General features: G+C 69.0%; 20 protein-coding genes. 9 read left to right on the top strand and 11 right to left on the bottom strand.

Annotation, left to right across the window (positions count from 1 at the left end; translation table 11 throughout):
- Nucleotides 1-28 precede the first annotated feature (28 nt).
- A complete protein-coding gene (locus ACZ470_RS24515; protein WP_468430412.1) occupies nucleotides 29-907 on the bottom strand; it encodes a dioxygenase family protein in 879 nt (292 codons plus the stop codon).
- Nucleotides 908-1,031: 124 nt separating this feature from the next.
- On the opposite strand from ACZ470_RS24515, the gene ACZ470_RS24520 reads away from it, so the two are divergent.
- Entirely contained in the window at nucleotides 1,032-1,502 is a 471-nt protein-coding gene (locus ACZ470_RS24520) for a MarR family winged helix-turn-helix transcriptional regulator (protein ID WP_468430414.1), read from the top strand.
- A 44-nt stretch (nucleotides 1,503-1,546) separates the two neighbouring features.
- On the opposite strand, the gene ACZ470_RS24525 is transcribed toward ACZ470_RS24520, so the two are convergent.
- On the bottom strand, nucleotides 1,547-1,906 hold the full coding sequence (locus tag ACZ470_RS24525) for a VOC family protein (RefSeq protein WP_468430415.1): 360 nt from the start codon (nucleotides 1,904-1,906) through the stop codon (nucleotides 1,547-1,549).
- Nucleotides 1,907-2,003: 97 nt separating this feature from the next.
- On the opposite strand from ACZ470_RS24525, the gene ACZ470_RS24530 reads away from it, so the two are divergent.
- The gene (locus tag ACZ470_RS24530) at nucleotides 2,004-2,948 is read left to right on the top strand and encodes a helix-turn-helix transcriptional regulator (RefSeq protein ID WP_468430417.1); all 945 of its coding nucleotides are present in this window, start codon (nucleotides 2,004-2,006) and stop codon (nucleotides 2,946-2,948) included.
- Nucleotides 2,949-3,030: 82 nt separating this feature from the next.
- Nucleotides 3,031-3,705, top strand: a complete 675-nt coding sequence (locus ACZ470_RS24535; protein WP_468430419.1) for a hypothetical protein — start codon at nucleotides 3,031-3,033, stop codon at nucleotides 3,703-3,705.
- Nucleotides 3,706-3,750: 45 nt separating this feature from the next.
- Here the strand turns inward: ACZ470_RS24535 and ACZ470_RS24540 are convergent, their stop codons facing one another.
- A complete protein-coding gene (locus ACZ470_RS24540; protein ID WP_468430420.1) occupies nucleotides 3,751-4,851 on the bottom strand; it encodes a ParB/RepB/Spo0J family partition protein in 1,101 nt (366 codons plus the stop codon).
- Nucleotides 4,848-6,011: a ParA family protein gene (locus tag ACZ470_RS24545; protein ID WP_468430422.1), complete on the bottom strand. Its 1,164-nt coding sequence runs from the start codon at nucleotides 6,009-6,011 to the stop codon at nucleotides 4,848-4,850. The genes ACZ470_RS24540 and ACZ470_RS24545 overlap by 4 nt, the downstream gene beginning before the upstream one ends.
- Nucleotides 6,012-6,182: 171 nt before the next feature.
- On the opposite strand from ACZ470_RS24545, the gene ACZ470_RS24550 reads away from it, so the two are divergent.
- A complete protein-coding gene (locus tag ACZ470_RS24550) occupies nucleotides 6,183-6,959 on the top strand; it encodes a TSUP family transporter (RefSeq protein WP_468430424.1) in 777 nt (258 codons plus the stop codon).
- Nucleotides 6,960-6,975: 16 nt separating this feature from the next.
- On the opposite strand, the gene ACZ470_RS24555 is transcribed toward ACZ470_RS24550, so the two are convergent.
- Nucleotides 6,976-7,554, bottom strand: coding sequence for a TetR/AcrR family transcriptional regulator (locus ACZ470_RS24555; protein ID WP_468430426.1), 579 nt, complete (start codon nucleotides 7,552-7,554; stop codon nucleotides 6,976-6,978).
- A gap of 91 nt (nucleotides 7,555-7,645) precedes the next feature.
- Between ACZ470_RS24555 and ACZ470_RS24560 the strand changes: the two genes are divergently transcribed.
- Entirely contained in the window at nucleotides 7,646-8,092 is a 447-nt protein-coding gene (locus ACZ470_RS24560; RefSeq protein WP_468430428.1) for an anthrone oxygenase family protein, read from the top strand.
- Between the two features lie 411 nt (nucleotides 8,093-8,503).
- Here the strand turns inward: ACZ470_RS24560 and ACZ470_RS24565 are convergent, their stop codons facing one another.
- Together ACZ470_RS24565 and ACZ470_RS24570 are read right to left on the bottom strand one after the other, a co-directional pair.
- Entirely contained in the window at nucleotides 8,504-9,058 is a 555-nt protein-coding gene (locus ACZ470_RS24565) for a hypothetical protein (protein ID WP_468430430.1), read from the bottom strand.
- A gap of 2 nt (nucleotides 9,059-9,060) precedes the next feature.
- Nucleotides 9,061-9,717 (bottom strand): hypothetical protein, encoded by a 657-nt coding sequence (locus ACZ470_RS24570; protein ID WP_468430432.1) that lies wholly within the window; start codon nucleotides 9,715-9,717, stop codon nucleotides 9,061-9,063.
- 586 nt (nucleotides 9,718-10,303) lie between these two features.
- On the opposite strand from ACZ470_RS24570, the gene ACZ470_RS24575 reads away from it, so the two are divergent.
- Nucleotides 10,304-10,903, top strand: a complete 600-nt coding sequence (locus tag ACZ470_RS24575; protein WP_468430434.1) for a hypothetical protein — start codon at nucleotides 10,304-10,306, stop codon at nucleotides 10,901-10,903.
- 15 nt (nucleotides 10,904-10,918) lie between these two features.
- Here the strand turns inward: ACZ470_RS24575 and ACZ470_RS24580 are convergent, their stop codons facing one another.
- Entirely contained in the window at nucleotides 10,919-11,344 is a 426-nt protein-coding gene (locus ACZ470_RS24580; protein ID WP_468430436.1) for a hypothetical protein, read from the bottom strand.
- Between the two features lie 48 nt (nucleotides 11,345-11,392).
- Nucleotides 11,393-12,037: a hypothetical protein gene (locus ACZ470_RS24585; protein ID WP_468430438.1), complete on the bottom strand. Its 645-nt coding sequence runs from the start codon at nucleotides 12,035-12,037 to the stop codon at nucleotides 11,393-11,395.
- Nucleotides 12,038-12,967: 930 nt separating this feature from the next.
- Here ACZ470_RS24585 and ACZ470_RS24590 point away from each other — a divergent pair.
- Entirely contained in the window at nucleotides 12,968-13,720 is a 753-nt protein-coding gene (locus tag ACZ470_RS24590) for a DUF6008 family protein (RefSeq protein ID WP_468430440.1), read from the top strand.
- On the opposite strand, the gene ACZ470_RS24595 is transcribed toward ACZ470_RS24590, so the two are convergent.
- Both ACZ470_RS24595 and ACZ470_RS24600 read right to left on the bottom strand, forming a co-directional pair.
- Nucleotides 13,624-15,072, bottom strand: a complete 1,449-nt coding sequence (locus ACZ470_RS24595; RefSeq protein WP_468430442.1) for a hypothetical protein — start codon at nucleotides 15,070-15,072, stop codon at nucleotides 13,624-13,626. The genes ACZ470_RS24590 and ACZ470_RS24595 overlap by 97 nt on opposite strands.
- A gap of 363 nt (nucleotides 15,073-15,435) precedes the next feature.
- On the bottom strand, nucleotides 15,436-16,377 hold the full coding sequence (locus ACZ470_RS24600; RefSeq protein ID WP_468430443.1) for a ScbA/BarX family gamma-butyrolactone biosynthesis protein: 942 nt from the start codon (nucleotides 16,375-16,377) through the stop codon (nucleotides 15,436-15,438).
- A gap of 118 nt (nucleotides 16,378-16,495) precedes the next feature.
- Here ACZ470_RS24600 and ACZ470_RS24605 point away from each other — a divergent pair, with 118 nt between their 5' ends.
- Together ACZ470_RS24605 and ACZ470_RS24610 are read left to right on the top strand one after the other, a co-directional pair.
- Nucleotides 16,496-17,122: a ScbR family autoregulator-binding transcription factor gene (locus tag ACZ470_RS24605; RefSeq protein ID WP_468430445.1), complete on the top strand. Its 627-nt coding sequence runs from the start codon at nucleotides 16,496-16,498 to the stop codon at nucleotides 17,120-17,122.
- Nucleotides 17,119-18,099, top strand: a complete 981-nt coding sequence (locus ACZ470_RS24610; RefSeq protein ID WP_468430447.1) for an NAD-dependent epimerase/dehydratase family protein — start codon at nucleotides 17,119-17,121, stop codon at nucleotides 18,097-18,099. The genes ACZ470_RS24605 and ACZ470_RS24610 overlap by 4 nt, the downstream gene beginning before the upstream one ends.
- Nucleotides 18,100-18,309: the final 210 nt, after the last annotated feature.

Below are 18,309 nucleotides of genomic sequence, written 5' to 3' on the forward strand. Positions count from 1 at the left end.
CAGGGGGTATGGATGTGCGCCAAGGCGCTCAGGTCAGCCCGACCGACCGGATGGAGTTGCCCATCACCATGCGGTCGATGGCGCTCACGGCACTGCGGGGGTCGTCGGCGGCGCCGACGGTGAGCAGCAGCGGGACGAAGTGGTCGGCCGTCGGATGGGCGACCGCGGCGCCGGGTGCCTTGTCGCGGTAGTCGGTGAGGGCGTCGACGTCGCCCCGGGCGAGGGCGTCAACGGCCCATTCGTCGAAGGCCGCGGTCGCGGCGGCGAGCTCCGGCCGGCGGAAGACGGCGAAGCTGTGCGTCATGAACCCCGAGCCGAGAACGAGGATGCCTTCGTCGCGCAGGGGCCGCAGGCGTGCCCCGAGCTCGAGCAGAGCTCCGGGGTCCAGGCTGGGCATCGACACCTGCACGACCGGGACGTCGGCGGCAGGGTACATGGCCATGAGCGGGATGAAGGCGCCGTGGTCGAGGCCGCGGTCGGCGAACTCGTGCACCGGGGTCGGGCCCAGCAGGCCCGTGAGTCGCCGAGCCAGGTCGGTGGCGTCCGGGGTCGCGTAGGGAAGGGTCTTGTAGCGGGGGTGGAAGCCGCTGAAGTCGTAGTGGAGCGGGGTCCCGGCCGCGACTCCGGACATCGCGGCCGGGGCCCGTTCCCAGTGGGCCGAGACGACGACGACGGCCCGGGGCTTGGGCATCGACTCGGCCCAGTCGAAGAGGTCGCCGAGCCACTGCGGATCGTCGAGGGTGAACGGGGCGCCGTGGCTGACGAAGAGGCTGGGCAGGGGCCCGTCGGAGGGGTCCCACACCCGATGCTCGCGCGCCTGTGGGAGAACTCGGGCAACGAGGTCGTCATATGCCGCGGCTGGTGCGCGCGGTGGAAAGCTGGAGGTCAGGCTGCTGGTGGTGGTCATCAAAACCAAGCTCCTTCACTTGCCTCGGCAAGTGTTTTCACTTGCCGAGGCAAGTAAGAAGGTAGCCGGTCATGAGTTGCCCAGGCAAGTGATGTGAGTTGCCCGGGCAAGTATGATGGGGCTCATGGACAACCAACCCTGGCTCGACGACGACCAGCAGGACCTGTGGCAGGCGCTGCTCACGGTCGTCATCGCCCTCCCGGCGGCCCTCGACCGCCAGCTGCAACGAGAGGCAGGCATCTCCAACTTCGAGTACGGGGTGCTGGCCCGGCTGTCCATGGCCGACGACGTCACGATGCGGCTCAGCGACCTGGCCCGGGTCTGCGACAGCACCCAGCCCCGGCTGTCGAAGGTGATGGACCGTTTCGAAGCCCGTGACTGGGTCGTCCGCCGACCCGACCCCGGCGACGGCCGGTACACCCTCGCCACCCTGACCGACGTCGGCCGGCAGAAGCTCGTCGAGAGCGCACCGGAACACGTCGCGCAGGTGAAGCGGCTCGTGTTCGACCCGCTCACCGCCGCTCAGCGCCGCCACCTCGGGACCGCGCTCACCCGCATCGCCACCACCGTGCGCCAGGAACTCGATGGAGGCTGAGCGCCGCCGCCCCGCACGGAGTGCGCTCACACCGGCTCGGCACGTCAGTCGACGGGTGCCACCCGGATCAGGTTGCCGTCGGGGTCGGCGACGACGAAGGTGCGGCCGAACACCTCGTCGTGGGGTTCCTGCACTGTCGTGACGCCCTTCGCCGTCCAGTCCTTGAACCGCTGGTCGATCTGTTCGGGACCGCCGTCCACGGTCACGCACAGTTCACTGGTGCGCGGCGCCGACAGATGGTCCGACACCCCGCTCCACAGGGCCAGTTCGAACCCGTCGACGAGGGGGAACGAGACGAACCGCGGCGATGCGAAGCCCGGCTCGATGTCGAACAGTTCCGCGTAGAAGCGGGCGGACGCCGGTGCGTCGGAGACGTAGACGATGACCATGTTCGGGACTGCCATGAGCGGCTCCTTCGGTTCGGCCGGTTGTTCCGGACGACAGGAGCCTGCCGGTCATACATGACAGATCCTGTCGTGTTCCCGTGAGAACCTCGGCGTCATGACCCCGGATCGCTTCTTCTCCCTGTTGCTGGCCCTCCAGACCCGAGAGGTCATCACCACGGCCGACCTCGCGGACCAGGTCGGGGTCTCGGTGCGCACCGTGCTGAGGGACCTGCGGTGGCTGCGGGAGGCAGGCTTTCCGGTACTGGTCGAGCGCGGCCGCTGGGGCGGGGTGAGGTTGCTGCCCGGTGGCGCCCTCGACACCTCGCGGCTCACTCCGGCCGAGCGCGACCACCTCGCACTGCACGGCCTGGACGACGAGCAGCGGCACCAGCTGGGCGCCGGCACCGAGAGCCGCCGAGCCCGTGCGAAGGTCGCGGCACGGCACCAGCCGACGACGACGTCCCAACTGCCGATCAGCGCTGTCGTCATCACCGACAACAGGCCCTGGTTCGGCCGGGATGCCGAGGGGGCCGATCCGAGCGCCCTCGTCGGTGACGTACGCCGCGGTGTGCGGCTGCGTATCCGCTACCGGCGCTCCGAGGACGCCGAGCCGGCCTGGCAGGTGGTCGATCCGTACGGTCTCCTGGCCAAGGCAGGCCGGTGGTATCTCGTCGCCGACCGCTCAGGGGTCCCCCGGCTGTACGCCCTCGAACGGCTCGTCGACTGGCGGCCGATGCGTGTCCCGCGCCGGTTGCGACCCGGAACGACCCTCGCCGGCGTGGTGACGGAGCTGACCTCGTGCTGGGAGACGGTCGGTGCCGTCCGGATTCACGCACGGCTCGCCCCCCGCCAGCTCGATCGTGCCAGGCGCCTCCTTGGCTCCCGTCTGACCGTGCGATCCCAGGAGGGCGCGGAGGTCACGATCACTGTGGCATGTCGAGAGATCGAGGACGTACGCCAGTTGCTGCCCTTCGCGGACGATCTCACCGTGACCGAGCCTGCCGAAGCCCGTGACCGGATCCGCGAGCTGGCGACACGGACCCTTCACCGGTACACCTAAGACGCGGGTGAGCGGGGCCGGTTCCGGGTCGGCGTCGGTAGCATCCTCAGCGGCGGGACCGGTCGTAGGGGGAAGGGAACTCGTGGTGCGGGAGTGCTGGTTCTGCGGGGAAGCCGCGCCGGCGTCGTGGCATGACCGTGTCCTGGGGCTGCACCGGGACGCCGACACGACCATGACCCCGTGGATCGTTGTCCTGCGCACCACATGGCGCCGGGAAGCCGTCCAAGTGCCCCGCTGTGCCCGCTGCCACACCGGGCACCAGATCGAGCTGACCGCGATGGGGCTCGCCCTGGCCGCGCTGATCGCCTACGCCGCCAGCGGCCAACTGGACCGGCTCCTCGGCATCCTGCCGGCTTCGGCCGGAGAGCGGACGGTCGCGGGTGTCTGGGCGGCGGTGGCCTGCCTGCCGGGTCTCACCTGGCTCGCCATCAGGCATGGTCGGCTGCCATGGCAGCGCTTGGCACCCCACCGGCTGGGCTACGCCCGCCACTACCCGGAGTTCGTGCGGCTCGTGGACGAGGGCTGGAAACCCAGGCCGGGTCCCTTCCCCCACTGGGGAAACCCGTCGAACCCCTACCCTCCGCAGCCGGGCAGGATCCAGCGGCTCATCGGACGCGTCATCGGCCTGGCCGCGGCAGCGTGCGTGATCGCCATCCCCATCGCCTACTTCCAGGGCTACGAAGAACTGGCCGGAGTCCTCATCGCGGCGGCGGCAGGGCTGGGCGCCCTGTCCTCGAGGATCAAACCCGAGGACTGAACGGCGCCCCCCTGTGAGAGACAGGGGGGCCGATGTGCGGTTCGGCTACCGGGCTTCCAGCTCGGCCAGCAGGGCCTTGTACTCGTCCGGGTGCTGCTCGCGCAGGATGTCCATCCACATCCGGGCGCCTTGCACGAACGTCTCGGGCTTCATCTTCTGGTGGAGGTGGTGCACGCAGTAGAAGGCGTCGTCGTAAGGGAGTCGCTTCGGCTGCTTCGGCTGTGCCGGCTCCGCGGCCGCTGTCGTCTCGGGTTGTCCCGCGGCAGTGCGGGGTTCCGGGATGGACTCGGGAGCAGCCGGCTCGCGCTCGACGGGAGCGGGCGGCGGAGCGGCCGGGGTGGTGGGCGTCGTCTCCGGAATTATCACGCCGTGATAATCGGCGGGGCCGGCCGAGCGCTCGACGGGCTCCTGCGGCCGGCTGTCCGCGTCTGCCTTCCTGCGCGCCGCCTCCGCCCGCTCGTCGGCCTTGGCCTTCTGCTCCTCGGCAGACAGCTTGCCGAGGTTGCGGACGTGCTCCACCTTCCGCGCCCCGGTCACCAGGTCCTTCTGGAGCTCGGGGGCGAGCTTCAGCAGGGACAGCTTGCTGGAGATGGTGTTCTGGGGGATGCCCAGCCGCTTGGCCGCCTTGGTCTGGGAACCGTAGTAGTCGACCAGGGACTTGAGGGCGTGGGCCTCCTCCAGGTCCGTCATGTCGTCGCGGTGGTAGTTCGCGACGAACGCGGCCTCGAGGAGGGACTCGTCGGTGGCGACCCGTCCGTTGTCGACGCGGACCGGGATGGTGGCCAGGCCGACGCGGCGAGCGGCCTCGAGGCGACGGTGGCCGTCGACGACGATGTAGTGCGCTCCGTCGTCGAGATCCTCGGCGCGGTCCGGGCGGTTGCGCAGGTAGGCGTCGACCGTGGCCACGGCGATGGGGATGATGATGCCGACCTCACGGACGCTCTGGACCGTCTCGTCGAGGTTGCGCAGGTGGTTGCGCGGGTTGTCGGGGTTGTCGCTGATGAGGGTGACCGGCAGCTCGGTGATGGCTGCCGTGGTCGACTCCTCGCCGGCGATGGTCTGGTCGATGAGGTTGCGCCGGGAGGACCGTGCGCCGCGCGCCGCGCCGAACGCGGGTGCCGATCCCAGGGTGTCCGCCTTGCTCAACGGGTTGCTCCCCTCGCTACTTGCCGCATGGCTTCGGCCTGATCACTGTGGGGCGCGTAGGTCAGCAACGGCATGCGCTTGCGGACCGCTTCGCGCTGCTCCTTCAGGTCGCCGATGACGGCGAGGACCTTCGGGTCGCCGAGCGACTTCCAGTTGTCCAGGGACGAGGTGGCGACGTAACCACGGCGGGAGTCGTAGAGGTTGACGACCAGGCCGAGGTAGTCGATCTCGAGGGAGAGGTCTTCGCAGAGGTCCTCGATCTGCTGGGCGAGCATGCCGTACGCGGTGGCGGAGGAGTCCTCGGCGAGTACGGGGATGATGACCCCGGAGACGCCGGAGGCCTCGCCGCGACGCCGGCGCCCGTAGTAGAGGGCGGCGTCCATGGCGATACCGAGGCTCGGCGGGCAGTCGACGATGATGACGTCGTAGTCGGCTTCGAGGGGGCGCAGGGCCAGCTCGAGGGCTGCCTCCTTCTGGAAGCCGCGCTTCTGCGTCGCCACGACGGCGATCTTCGCGTCGAGGAGGAACCCGTCGAAGCAGGCGGGCAGGACGTGCAGGCGCTTCTCGAACCGCGGATCGTCTATCTCCACGACCAGGTCGCGCAGATCCCCCCTGCCCTCACCGCACATGTGGGAGACCAGGCTGTCGTGGTTGGGCTCGATCTGGGGGACGCCGAGCTGCTCGCTGAGGTGTCCCTGCGGGTCGAAGTCCACGACGAGGACGCGCTTGCCCGCCTCGGCGTAGGCCTCGCCGATGCCGGCGGAGATGGCGGTCTTGCCGACACCGCCCTTCTGGTTGCCGACGATCTTCCGCTCGGGATCGGTGCCGCGGGCGCCGTGCCGGGGAGAGGGGTTCGCGTCGAGCCAGTCACGGATCGACTGGGCGAGGCCCTGGGTGTAGGAGACGCCGCGATCGGTACAGGTCTCCTTGAACTGCTCGTACAGGCCCGGCGGAAGCCACGTGGAGAACGACTTCGCACCGGCGGTGTCCACTTCGGCGCCACTACTCGTGCTGCCGCGCCAGTCGTTGATGGCCGCCTCAACGGCGTCCTGGATGTCCAGGCTGAGTTCGGCGGCGCGGACCTTGAGTGCTTGCTGGAGCGCCGAGGGCAGCTTGGACGCTACCTTTTCCCGGTCTCCATCGGGGTAAGGAGAAGCCATGACGTCAGCATACTGACCCCTGAAGGTGTAACGGCAACCGGTTTGCAGGTTCTGACGCGGTTTCACCCAATGAGCGGCGCCGCCGGCCGAGCGGAATTATCACGGCGTGATAATTCCGCTCGGCGTGGAGTCCGTCGGGGACGCCGGTCGGCGAGTGCTGAGGGGATTGCCGTGGAGTGGTCGTTGGCGTTGGTCGGGTTCGCCGCTGGACTCCTGATATCGGTCACCACCGCGCCCGTGGGCGTTTCGGGAGCGGTCTTCCTGCTGCCCGTTCAGGTCAGCGTGCTGGGCGTGCCGAGCCCGGCCGTGACACCCACGAACCTGCTCTACAACGTCGTGGCCGGCCCCGGTGCCCTCCTGCGCTACCGGCGGGCCGGGCGACTGGGCGGGCCGCTGACCCGCCTGCTCATCGCGGGGACCGTGCCCGGCGTCGTCATCGGCGCCGTGATCCGCGTATTCGCTGTTCCCGGCCCGCGCGTCTTCCGTCTCCTCGTCGCCGCGCTGCTGCTACCGCTCGGATTGTGGCTGTGGCTGCGGACCGTGCGCCCGGCACCGCCGAGCACCCGAAACCAGTTCTCACCTCGCGCGACGACGTCGCTGGCCCTGGCCGTCGGTGTCGCCGGCGGCATCTACGGAATCGGGGGCGGTTCCCTGCTCGGCCCGATCCTCGTCGGCCGCGGCATCCCCGTCGCCACCGTCGCACCCGCGGCCCTGGCCTCCACCTTCGTGACCTCCATCGTCGGTGCGGCCACCTACGCGCTGCTCTCCCTGGCCACTACGGGCGATGTCGCCCCCGACTGGCTGCTGGGCCTGTCCTGTGGAGCCGGAGGACTTCTCGGCGGATACCTCGGTGCACACCTCCAACCGCGCCTGCCCGAAACCGCGCTCCGGCTCCTGCTCGGCACCCTCGCCACCGGCGTCGGCGCGCTCTACGCGGTTCACACCTAGGGCGCGTATCGGATCGTCAGAGCAGGGCGAGGCGGTTCACCAGTAGCTCCACCCTGCGGTCGGTGTCCTCCGGTGGGAGTCGTCGGGCCCGGGTCAGGGTGGCCAGTCCGTGCAGGGACGCCCAGAACGTCTCGGTGAACAGTGCCGGGTGGACGCCGTCCCCGGCGACCTCGTCGAGGTTCTCCAACAGGGCGGCGAAGGCGTCCTTCAAGGGCTCAGGGGTGTCCTCGTGGGCGAACGCCAGGCCGCCGTCGAGCCTGAACATGGCGTCGTAGACCGCCGGGTTGTGTTCGGCGAAGTCGAGGTAGGTGCGGGCCAGGGCGGTGACCCGGGCGCGGGGGCCGTCCGCGGCGGAGGTCGCGGCGCGCAGGGCCGCGGCCATCTCGGCGGCACCCTCGAGGGCGACGGCGCCGATGATCTCCCGCTTGCCGCGGAAGTGGCTGTAGAGGACGGGCTGGCTGTACTCGATGCGCTCGGCGAGCCGGCGGGTGGTGACCGCGTCCCAGCCCTGCTGCTCGGCGAGTTCGCGGGCCGTGGCCACGATGAGGCGCTCGCGGACCGCTCGTTCACGCTCCTTGCGTTCCTGTACGGACATGCTCCGATCCTAGCATTGCTAGACAATCGAGCGGCAGCAGTACTAGCGTTGCCTCATCGGCTAGCAATGCTAGATCCCTGGAGGGGTCGTCATGCTCAACGCACTCGAGGTGTTCACCACCGTGGTCGTCGGCCTGATGGTGGGGGTGGAGTTCTCCGTCGCCTTCGTCATCAACCCGATCCTCAACGGCCTCCCCGAGGACAGCCGCGTGCTCGGCCGCGCCCACGGGGGCCGGATGCTCGGCGCCCTGATGCCGGTCTGGTACATCGGCTCGCTCGTCCTCACCGCCATCTGGGCGGTCGCCGGTTGGCAGCGCCCCGGCGCCGGGCTCGTCGTCATCGCCGCCGCGCTGCTGATCCTGAGCGTGATCATGTCGCTTCTGCTGCTCGTCCCGATCAACAACCGGGGCAAGACATGGACTCCCGAGAACCGCCCCGAGGACTGGAAGGAGCAGGCGAACCGCTGGGACCGCTACCACTACGTCCGCGTCGCCGTCATCATCGCCGCCTTCACCCTGCTGGCCACGGCCCTCGCCTGAGCCCGCGCCGGATTATCACGCCGTGATAATCACCGCCCGGCGTCACCGCGCCGTGAGCACGAGCACCGCCAAGCCCGGTGCCCCGGGTCCGGATTATCACGGCGTGATAATCCGGACCCGGCGTGACAGCCTCCGTGAGTACCGGCACCGTCTCGCCTGACGCCGCAGACGTGATTATCACGGCGTGATAATCGCCGCCCGGTGTGACAGCGCCCGCGCGCACCAGCACCGCCACACCTGACCCCGGGCCGAATTATCACGCCGTGATAATCGCGGCGCCTGCGTGAGGCGGGCGGCAAGATCTGCTGTGGTGCGGGATCGGACGAGAAGGTAAGCTTCTCTCGAAACCTAGACACAGTGAGGCCCCCGCTCCGGCGGGGGCCTCACTGTTTGTGTGTGCGTCCGGTCGGGTCAGGAACGGGACGGCTTCCGCCGCGACCGGGCACGGGCCGTTGAGAGGCTCAGTACGTCCGCCGAGCCCGAGCCCGAGTCCTCCGCAACGGCCTTGGCCGGCTTCGCGTGGCGGGTCGGACGGCTGCGGCCCAGCCGCTTCTCCTTCTTCTCCTGCTCGGCCTGGGCGACGGAGGCGTCGTAACGCTCCTGGTAGTCGTCCACGTCGAGACGATCCGCGGGATCGAGTGACCCGATGGCCTCCAGGTGCTCGGTGACGCTGCGCGCACCACTGATCATCGGGTTGAGGAGGTAAATGCCCTTCGCCTGGCGGAACACCAGCTTGGCGAGGATCAGGGCCTGAAGGCCCCGGCCCACCATGGAGCGGTGCACCTCCAGGGCCTCGGCCAGTTCCTCCTCAGTGACCAGGCAGCGCCCTCCCGGCTCCTGGGTCCCCAGGAGCCGGAACAGCACTCGGTAGGCGATGCCCGGCATCGCGGGCATGTAGGCGAAGCCGTTGAAGGTTCCGTATGTCAGCTCCGGCGGCTCCGGGTTCGCAGACGCTGCAGTCCTCATCCTCACGCCTCCGGTTTCTTCTCCGTACGCTTGCGCTTGCGCGGCCTTGATGACGGTCTCGGTAGTTTCGCACCTGGAAGGGCCATGCCTCTGAACTCTTCCGGAACGTTGGGGTCGACCATGAGCTCGTTGAGCAGGCTCAGTTGTTCCACCTGGACCTTGACGCTCTTGGCGGCCGACCCGCGGACGGGCTTCTCGACCAGCCGGTAGCCCCCGCGGAGGGTCACCGCCGGCTGGAGCTGGATCGACCCCTTCTTCGGCGAGTAGGCCAGCCCCAGCTTCTTCAGCTTGGACTGGGCCCGTGACACCTGGGCCGGGTCCATCTCCAGCTCAGCGGCGATCTCGGTCTGTTTGAGCTCAACGGCTCCTCCTACTTCCTGACTTCCCATCATGTAGAGCAGCACGCACAGGGTCACATTGTCGTCCCTGAAGTACCTGGCGGCCCAGCGCAGGAACTCCAGGCTGTCCTGGGCGAAGTACTTGCCGACGAAGTCGCCCGCGGTGACCGGGGGCTTGACCTGTGCCGTGTGGCCGACGGGCAGCTCTACGAGATTCTTCCTGGGACCGAGCGAACCCGCATACGGGCTGTTGGGACTCGGCGCACGAGGCGGGGACGAGCCAGGGACCCGGCGAGGGTCCCCTTGAGGCTGGGCAGACATCACGCTACGCGCTCCTCAAGATCGAAACCTAGACGCAGAGCACAGTAGTGATTGCGCATATGGATAGCAACGACGCGACCTATCTGCGCGTTGCGTCCACTCTGGGTTGACTTTGGAGTCAAGTAAACGATCCTGCAGAAGCCCGCCGCGAGATTGCGCACATAGGTCGCAATGCATACGGGGCAACTTGACTTCAGGCACAAGTTACGAGGTTCCAAATTGACTTGAGAGTCAAGTTCTGAGGCGCTGTCATGCCCTCTGACCTGCGACGATGTGAGCGCCTCTATTCTCTATAAGGGTGCGGGCCGGTGTTTGTGTGCTGTCCGGTGGCTCATGCCGGTTGATGCCGACGGCTTGGAGTCAGCTGTCCTGCGTGTCACTCAGGGACCTGGATCCGCCCCCCTCTGCCCCGGTTGGACCCGCACCACCGAAAGTCAGCCACAGCGGCGCCGGCGGCCGAACGACCAGGCGCGCGTATGTCTCCAGCAACCCCGTCCCGGTATCAGCCACGCTATTCGTCTTTTCCAAGGGCGACCCAGGACAAGGGCACGTCGCAGCACCGTGCGGGACCCAGGAGAATGGGCGCGTGAATCCCCGCGACCTCGAGCTCACCCTTGCTGCCGCCCGTGCTGTCGGCCCCTGTCCAGCTGGAGAAGAGGCCGCCTGGACCGAGCAGGTCCGGGCCCGGGCCATCCACCTCTACACCCTCGCCGACACGGTCGGGCAGGACCTCCAACGCCTGGACGCGGCGAAGCAGTTCACGGCCACTCTGCTCGCCGTGCGCATCGAGTCCACGAGTACCCGCGGGCTCCTGGTCGTCCGCAACACTTCCGGCGAGCTGGAGCGCCTGCGCACCGACCGTGGGGATACGGACGCGGGCCGGGCGATGATCGAGCGTGCTCGGGCGCTGGTCGGACACCGGCTGCGTGTGTACCGGCTCAACGAGCAGATGGCCTCCAACGCCAAGCTGCAAGTCCGGACGGTGGTCCACCTCGCCGACTACGGCCCGGACACCGACCCCGTGCACGAACACAGCGCGAAGGAGAACGTGCTGGCCGCGGCCGAGGGTGACAAGGAGTCCGCCCGCCAGGCATGGCTCGACGCCGGTCTGCCGGAGACCGGCTCGGTGACCGTGCGCCAGCTCGCCGACGCCCTCGCCCAGCTGCCCTTCGCGGACGCTCCGTAGCGCCGGCTCGCGTGCTCAGGCGACCTGGAGGTTGGGGCGGCCGTCCGCCGTGGGCGGGACGGTGGCGTACGCGGGGAGCTTCAGGTTGGGCAGTTCGCCGGCCTTGATGTTCGCGATCGCGGCGCGGAACGAGGCCTCCATGTCCTGGGAGCTGGCGTACTTCGCTGCCAGCGGGTGGAGGCGGTAGGAGTTGCCCTTGCCTCGGCTGCCTTCCTCGTTCTTGGGACGCAGGACGATGTTCAGCTCGCAGAGAGGGGCGATGAGGTTGCTGACGGCCTGCGGGGTGACGCGGTACTCACCGGCCATGTCCTTCTGCCTTACGGGAAGGTGGCCCCCGAAGTCCGAGCGGTAGAGCAGGTACTGGAGGAACTTCACGGTGGCTCCGGAAACGGGCAGGGCCCAGATGCGTTCGGACACGACCGGTGACATGACTTCAGCCATCGGTATCCCTTCTTCCTGCCGTGCGACGAAGCGTCGGGTGGATGTGTATCACCCTGTGCGCCTCCCCATACCGTAGGGCGGGTGCCCGGTGAGGTCGACGTCCTGCTCTTCCTGCTGGGAATCCGGGCCGATCCCGTTGGGGAAGGCTTCGGGGTCGCGGTCGTGCTGGACGGCGAGCTGCTCCAGGACGGTGTGCTGGGCGGTGCTGTTGCCGTGGAACCACAGACGGACGTTCAGCTGGATCATGCCGTTGCCGAGCTGCTCGAGCCACTTGTAGCCGACCAGGGCCTTGATCGCGCGGTTGACCGTGGAGCGGGTGATGCGCTTGCCGTTCTTCTGGGCGGCGAGCTTGTTGAGGCCGTCGGTGATCTCCTGCTGTGTGTACGGGGTGACGCCGGTGCCGCGCTGCTGGCCGCCGGCGACGAAGAGGAAGACGCACAACTGGGACTTGGTGATGGAGTTGGCCACGGAGAGCTGGGCCAGGAGCTGAGTGAACCAGTTGGAGGCCAGGCTGTAACCGGCGTCGCCGGCCATGTCGTGCACGGCCGTGTGGGCGGGCTCGTACTCGAACGTGACGTTCTTGAGCTTGCGGCGGCCACGGGGGTCGGCGCTCTGCGTCGATTCCCCGAGTTGCTCTCCGAGGAGCTGGAGAAGGTCCTCGAAGCCCTCATCGCCCGATGGAACGTCAGCCACGACACGTGGTCGGGGTCGTGCCGGCGGATCAGGTGTCACAGGACCTCCCCCTTGATACTCAGACGCCCTGAGGCTAGCCGAAATATCAAGCAGTGGTTGTCTTTTGCGCCAACGGATCACCGGGCGAGGGCCCAGGGGAGGCTCCTCCTGACTCTGCCGCCGGAAAGCCAAACACAGCTTGAGTTTTTCGGCCCGCCCGCGTCAAGAGTCAAGCGCTGCTTGATTTCCTGTGCCCTGATGGCAGCACATTTCGCGGCAGTCGACCCGCTGCCCGGCCCCGTCCTCGGAGACAGGCCCACCTCGCTGACCTGCGGCGTTGCCACCCCTCCGAGGCCCACAGAAAAATCAACCACAGCTTGAGTTTCCAGCCCAAATGTGTCCGCCACATTGACATTTGGGGTCCCCAAATGTGCTCCCCAGGACAACATGGGTTCGGCAAAACCGCAGGTCAGAGCGTTAAGATTCCGCGCCCCTCTTCTAAAGAGGCGCGCGCCCGCGAAGGCCCTCAGTGTTCGTCCCCCATCGGCTCAGTCCCCTGCCCCTCCCTGACCGGCACCACCGAACGCCGACCCCATGGGCGAGGAACATGACCTTCGACGGGTGGAAGCACCCGCACCACCCACACAGTCCAGCCACGCTTCTTGTCTTGAAACGTCACGGCGTCAACCACCCGAGACTCGGCCCCGCTGCTGCTGTCCACTACCCGCAGGGCACCCCCGTGCCGCACGCGAAGCGAGCCCAGCCACTCCCCGTTGTTTCCAACGTGCAAGAGCGACTGACGTCTTCTGGAAAGCCCGCATGTTCGAAGTGGTGAACGCCCGGCGTGGATTTCTAGCGTTCTGGTCGGCATGGCGTGCCGTGCCCCACCTGTCCGGAGCCATTGAAGGAGCCCCTGTGGATCACAAGCCCGGAATGCCTGGAATGCATGAGATGAGCGACCCGGTGTCCGCCGTGGACACCGCGGGTGCCGTCCTCTTCACGGGGTGGGCCGTAGCCATGTGGGCAGCGGTCGCCGTGCTCGCCTACGCGAACCGGGGCCCGGTGCGGCCCTGGCTGTACAGGACGGCGGTCGGGCTGATCGGCCTGGGTGTGGTCGGGCAGATCGGCCACTTCCAGGAGCACGTGGCGCAGGCGGGCTACTGGATCGCCAACCCGTACTCCCCGGCGTGGATGACTCCCTGGGCGGACAGTTTCGCCCGGGGGATGGGCCAGGTCGACGCGAGCAAGCCGGCGCTCGGCATGGAGATACTCCACCTCGTCGGCAACCTCATCTTCCTGGCCGGTCTGGTCGGCATCGTGCAGATCACCCGGCGGGTCACCGGCGAACTGAAGTCCCGGAAGTGGGCCAAGATGGGCGTGTGGATGCAGGGCATCCACGGCGTGGAGCACCTCGTGCTCACCGTCTCCGTGGCTCTGGGCGCCAGCAGGGCCATCGGTCTGTCCACCTGGTTCGGTGCGATCGAGCCGGGGGTCGCGCTGACGACGTACCGGGTGTGGTGGCACTTCGTGGCCAACCTCGTCGGAACGGCCATCCTGGGGCTCGCGATCTTCCACCTGTGGCGGGAGAAGCGCAGCGTCAGGGCGGCCTATCTCCCGGAGTCGGAGAGCGGCCTCGCGCCCGTCCCCGGCGAGGGGATCCGCTCGGACATGCCGCGGGAGCCGGTGCTGGCAAGCAGGGAGTGAGGCGCCACCGCGGCAGCACGGTTGCCCACGGCCTCCACGCGGCATCTCCAGCACAGGCCGTGGGGTGCCTGGCGGGTGCAGGTGCCGCCACGGCCCCGGCAGCGGTCCACCACGATGGCGCCCGTCGCCGTCGGTGGCGTCCACGACGCACGGTCCGGTCGGCCACCGGCGGAACGGCTCGGCGGGGACGGTGGAGACGGTGCCGGGGCGGGCGCGGTCTCCGTGTCCCGTGGCGTGGCATACCGGTCCGCGACCGCCTCCTGACAGGCGCGGCAGCGTCCGCCGGTCGACCAGAGCGTGCCGGTCTCGCAGTCCGGGTCGGCGCAGCCCCAGCGGGGCAGGGCCACGCCGAGCAGCCAGCGTCCGGGATCGCGGATGTCCTCCACGAGGGTCGAGGCGAGCCGTTGCGTGAGACGGCTCCGCAGGCGTTCGACGCCCATGCCGGCGTCGAGCTGCCGGGCGATCTCCTGCCCCAGCCGCCGCTGCACGTAGGTGTTCACGTCCTTGAGCAGGAAACGTACGGGTTCCAGTACGGAGTGGAGCCGGGGGCTGAAGGTGAGCTGTGGCCCCGTGTAGGGGCGGGTGTCCTCCGCGCGCAGCGCGAGACCGCCGGGGCCCGGTGGCTGTCGCGGTGCGGCCGCGGTGGCTGCCTCGTCATCCACCTGTCTCTCGCCTACGGCGGGTGAGGCGCGGGCGGCCTCGTCATCGGGTCGGTCAGTTCTTCGGTCTTCCTTGTACGCGAGCGATCCTTCATCAATCCGGGTACCTGAACGGTCATCAAGAGAGGTGGGCCTACGGCCGTCGTGGACCCCGAACAGGTGCCGCCCGTGCTCCCCGGCCCGGCGGTGGACGCTGATCCAGCCCGACGCGTCCAGCTGCTCGACGATACGGGTCACGGCGCCCGTGGTGAGGGGGAGGCCCGCCCGGCGCCCCGAGTGGTGGCGCAGGACGTCGGCGAGCACGCGGAAGGTCAGCGGGTGCTTCTGGGCGACGGCGTAGGCGATCACGGCGAAGGCACGCAGCAGGCGTGGGCGGAGGCACTCGCTGGCGGTCACCGGAAGCCAGACGAATCGTTCCGTCGGGGTCATGGGTCTGACGCGTCGTCGGGCCGTCGTGCCGTATCCACCGGGGAGGGATCTGCGCCGGCTCTCCGGTAACTCCACGAGGCCGTCGGGTCCGGGCGCGCGGAGCTGGGCCAGGCCGCGTTGCACGGTCGACTCCGACAGCCGCAGGTAGGACGCGAGCGTGGCGACACCGGCGGTGCATCCCTCGGGGCGCTGTGCCAGCGCCTTGACCTTCACATAGACGCTGAGAGCGGCGTCCGAGTAGTGCGACGACTCCACCAGCCGCATCGGAACCTTGACCCGCTGTCTTGCGTAGGGATGGGGGGCCGCAAGTTGCCCAAAAGGGCGCGTACTTGCGGATCCGGGCGGAGAGGGCTGGCCAACGCCGCAGCTTTGCTCCATGATGAAGGCGTTCTCCTGGTAAGGGGGGCATGACGAAGCCGACCGCATGGCTTCGAGGTTCGACCGGAACCGAAGAGGGCCCTGATGGAGTGGCATCCAACGGGCCTTCGCCCATCGGGCAGGCGGCCCGACGGGTGGCATGACACATGGCTGTGAGCCCAGTGGTGGCACACTGGGTCCAGCCCTTGGAACTCTTTTCGTGGCGGTGGAAACCGCGGACGGCCCGCCCGAAGGCGGGCCGTGACTCTTTTACGGCGCGGTGTCGACCATCTCGGTCGTCGCGGTGAAGGCCAGTTCTTCTCCCTGGAAGGCGTTGACCCGGACCGTCCGGCGTCCGTCGCGCGCCGGTGCGGCTTCGGCGGTCGGAGCGGCCTCGATCCAGCAGGGTTCGTCGAACTCGACGTACTTCTTGAACGTCGCGTCCATCGACGCGGGCGTCCCGCCGGCCGTTAAGGGGCGCATGGTGTGCGCGACCTGGCGGACCGACTCCAGGAGCAGCATGCCGGGCACGTGGTCGACCGGGTGGTCGAAGAGCACCGGGTGCCCGGTGTCGACGCGCAGTTGCCAGCGCTGTTGCTGCTGGGTCGGCGACAGGACGATGTCCCGCAGCCGGTGGCGGTTCACCGCGGTCCGCTCGACGGGCCGGGTCGGTGCCGGCGCGTTCAGGAAGCCGTCGAAGCCGGCCCGTCCGGCGCGCAGCCGTCGGTAGACGGCCGGGGAGTGGCAGCCGAAGTGCGTGTCCGCCACCGCGAGGAGCTCACCGTTGCGCACCGCCTCGATGTGCATGGACATCGACGCGGGGATCGAGCGGAAGAAGCGGATGTCCGAGCAGGTCACGTGCAGTTGGAGCTCGGCCGGGTTCAGCTCGAGGCCCATCGCGTCCATGTTGACCGAGTACTGGAAGCGGGACCAGCTCAACTGGTGGCCCAAGGGGACGTCGTAGGCGACGTGGGCCAGCAGCGGGAACGTCTGGCGGACGGTCTCACAGAGCAGCAGCGGGTCGTACAGGCCGTTCTCGCACTCGTAGAAGCTGTGGCTTCGCGGCCACTGTGCCTTCACGGTGAACGAGGCGGGTCCCGCCTTCGTCCACTCCGTGAGGAACACCTCCGCCAGGGCCGCGCGATGTACGTATTCCTTGGCGACGGTGGTGGTGAGGAGCGGTCTTGCAGCAGCAGGGTTCTCCGCGGTCATCAGCATGGTTGTCCCCCGGAAGCAGCGTGAGTGGGCGCCTTCTGCCTACCGGCCGAAGGCGTTGCCCTGTAAAATAGGGGCGTTCGTTTTTTTTGTCGAGAGCGATCGAGGCACTGAGATGGCTGAGCCGAAGCAGGAACGGGCCGTGAAGACCCGGGAGACGATCCTGTACGCGGCTGCGGAGATCTTCGACGAGTGCGGCTACAGCGGGGCCAGCATCAGCAAGATCATGAACCGGGCGGAAGTGACCCAGGGTGGTATGTACTTCCACTTCAAGTCCAAGAGGAGCCTGGCGCAGGCCGTGATGGCCCACCAGCAGGAGTTCGTGCACTTCTCGGTGGAGACGGCCGGGCTCCAGAAGTTGATCGACCTCACCTTCTTCCTCGCCCGGGAGCTGCAGAACAACGTGCTTTTCCGGGCCAGTGTGCGGCTGGCCGTCGAGCAGGGCGAGTTCGGGGCCCGCGACGACACGGCGTACCAGGAGTGGGTGAGCGAGTTCCACGCGCTGCTGCGTGAGGCCCGGGAACGGGGCGAACTCCTCCCCGACGTCCACGAAGTGGAGTTCGCCAACGTGCTCGTCGGCGCCTACAGCGGCATCCAGGTGTTCTCCAACGTCGCCAGCGAACGCGTCGATCTGCCGGAACGCATCGTGTCGATGTGGCGCTACCTGCTCCCGGCCATCGCCACTCCACAGGCCAGGGCGAAGCTCTCGTTCCCGGCGGATCTCCAGCGGATGGCCGCATGAGACCGTTACGCGTGGTGCTGACCGGTGCCACCGGATTCATCGGCTCGGCGGTGCTCCGCGAACTCGCCGGACACCGCACTCCGGAAGGTGCCGGCCCGGATGAACGCCTGCTCGTCCGGACGGTCGGCAGGCGGCCGCCGGAGGGCACCGGGCCGGTCGACGAGTGGGTCCGGGCGGACATGGCGGATCCCGGGACGCTGCGCGGCGTGTGCGAGGGGGCCGACGTGCTCCTCCACATGGCCGCCGCCATCAGCCCGGACGAGTCCGAGTGCACCGCGGTCAACGTCGACGGGACGGCCGCTCTGATGCGGGAGGCGGCCCGCAGCGGCGTGAGCCGCATCGTGCACCTGTCGACGGCGGCGGTGTACGGTCCCGGCCCGCACCGGGGGATCGGGGTGGACGAGGTCGTCCCCGCACCCGTGTCCCCGGCCAGCCGCACCCGGTTGGCGGGCGAGGCCCGTGCCCTGGCCGCGGGCGCCACCGTGCTGCGTCCGGGACTGGTCCTCGGCCGGGGGGACCGCTGGGTCGTGCCACTGCTCGCCCAGTGCCTGCGCGCTGTTCCCGCGCTGTGGGACGGCGGACGCGGCCGGGTGTCCGCCGTGGCCGTGGACGACCTGGCACGGCTCGTCGCCCGCCTCGCGCTCGCCCCCGGTGGGGCCGACGGCCGCGGCGGCGTCTGGCACGCGAGCCATCCCCGGCCGGTGCGCGTGGGCGACCTGCTGCGCACCCTCGCGCGGCACGACGTACTGCCGGCCGTGACGACGGAGCTGCCCTGGGAGGAGTGCCTGGAGCGGCTGAGAGCCGCGCGGATTCCCGTGAGCGAGCGCCAGTTCGCCCTGGTCGCCACCGACCACTGGTACCGGAGCGACGAGGTCTGGCGGGTCGCCGGGTGCGACCCGGGACCGTCGCCGCTGGCGTGGGCGGAGGACGCCGCCGAGTGGTACCGGTCGGCGGTGGCCGCCCGGCAGGGTGGTTGAGGTCGGTCCGGGGCTGGTGCGAGGTCTCCCCGGCCGGGGCCGGGCATATGAGCCTCGTACGGATGCACGTGGCTCAAGCGCCCGGAGCGTGCGGCGGTGGGGGCACCTCCCGTCCGCGCATCAGCCTGGAGCGGGGCAGCATGCAGACTGTCGTTGCCCGGCCGATGCGCGGGTCAGGCGCGTGCTCTGAAGGTCTCTCCGGCCGGGGGG

It is taken from the genome of Streptomyces sp. NPDC031111, assembly GCF_055570675.1.

Bases quoted from the DNA above. Each gene is read 5' to 3' on its own strand.
- ACZ470_RS24515 (WP_468430412.1), bottom strand. From the start codon at position 907: ATGACCACCACCAGCAGCCTGACCTCCAGCTTTCCACCGCGCGCACCA.
- ACZ470_RS24520 (WP_468430414.1), top strand. From the start codon at position 1,032: ATGGACAACCAACCCTGGCTCGACGACGACCAGCAGGACCTGTGGCAG.
- ACZ470_RS24525 (WP_468430415.1), bottom strand. From the start codon at position 1,906: ATGGCAGTCCCGAACATGGTCATCGTCTACGTCTCCGACGCACCGGCG.
- ACZ470_RS24530 (WP_468430417.1), top strand. From the start codon at position 2,004: ATGACCCCGGATCGCTTCTTCTCCCTGTTGCTGGCCCTCCAGACCCGA.
- ACZ470_RS24545 (WP_468430422.1), bottom strand. From the start codon at position 6,011: ATGGCTTCTCCTTACCCCGATGGAGACCGGGAAAAGGTAGCGTCCAAG.
- ACZ470_RS24555 (WP_468430426.1), bottom strand. From the start codon at position 7,554: ATGTCCGTACAGGAACGCAAGGAGCGTGAACGAGCGGTCCGCGAGCGC.
- ACZ470_RS24560 (WP_468430428.1), top strand. From the start codon at position 7,646: ATGCTCAACGCACTCGAGGTGTTCACCACCGTGGTCGTCGGCCTGATG.
- ACZ470_RS24565 (WP_468430430.1), bottom strand. From the start codon at position 9,058: ATGAGGACTGCAGCGTCTGCGAACCCGGAGCCGCCGGAGCTGACATAC.
- ACZ470_RS24570 (WP_468430432.1), bottom strand. From the start codon at position 9,717: ATGTCTGCCCAGCCTCAAGGGGACCCTCGCCGGGTCCCTGGCTCGTCC.
- ACZ470_RS24580 (WP_468430436.1), bottom strand. From the start codon at position 11,344: ATGGCTGAAGTCATGTCACCGGTCGTGTCCGAACGCATCTGGGCCCTG.
- ACZ470_RS24590 (WP_468430440.1), top strand. From the start codon at position 12,968: ATGAGCGACCCGGTGTCCGCCGTGGACACCGCGGGTGCCGTCCTCTTC.
- ACZ470_RS24595 (WP_468430442.1), bottom strand. From the start codon at position 15,072: ATGCGGCTGGTGGAGTCGTCGCACTACTCGGACGCCGCTCTCAGCGTC.
- ACZ470_RS24600 (WP_468430443.1), bottom strand. From the start codon at position 16,377: ATGACCGCGGAGAACCCTGCTGCTGCAAGACCGCTCCTCACCACCACC.
- ACZ470_RS24605 (WP_468430445.1), top strand. From the start codon at position 16,496: ATGGCTGAGCCGAAGCAGGAACGGGCCGTGAAGACCCGGGAGACGATC.
- ACZ470_RS24610 (WP_468430447.1), top strand. From the start codon at position 17,119: ATGAGACCGTTACGCGTGGTGCTGACCGGTGCCACCGGATTCATCGGC.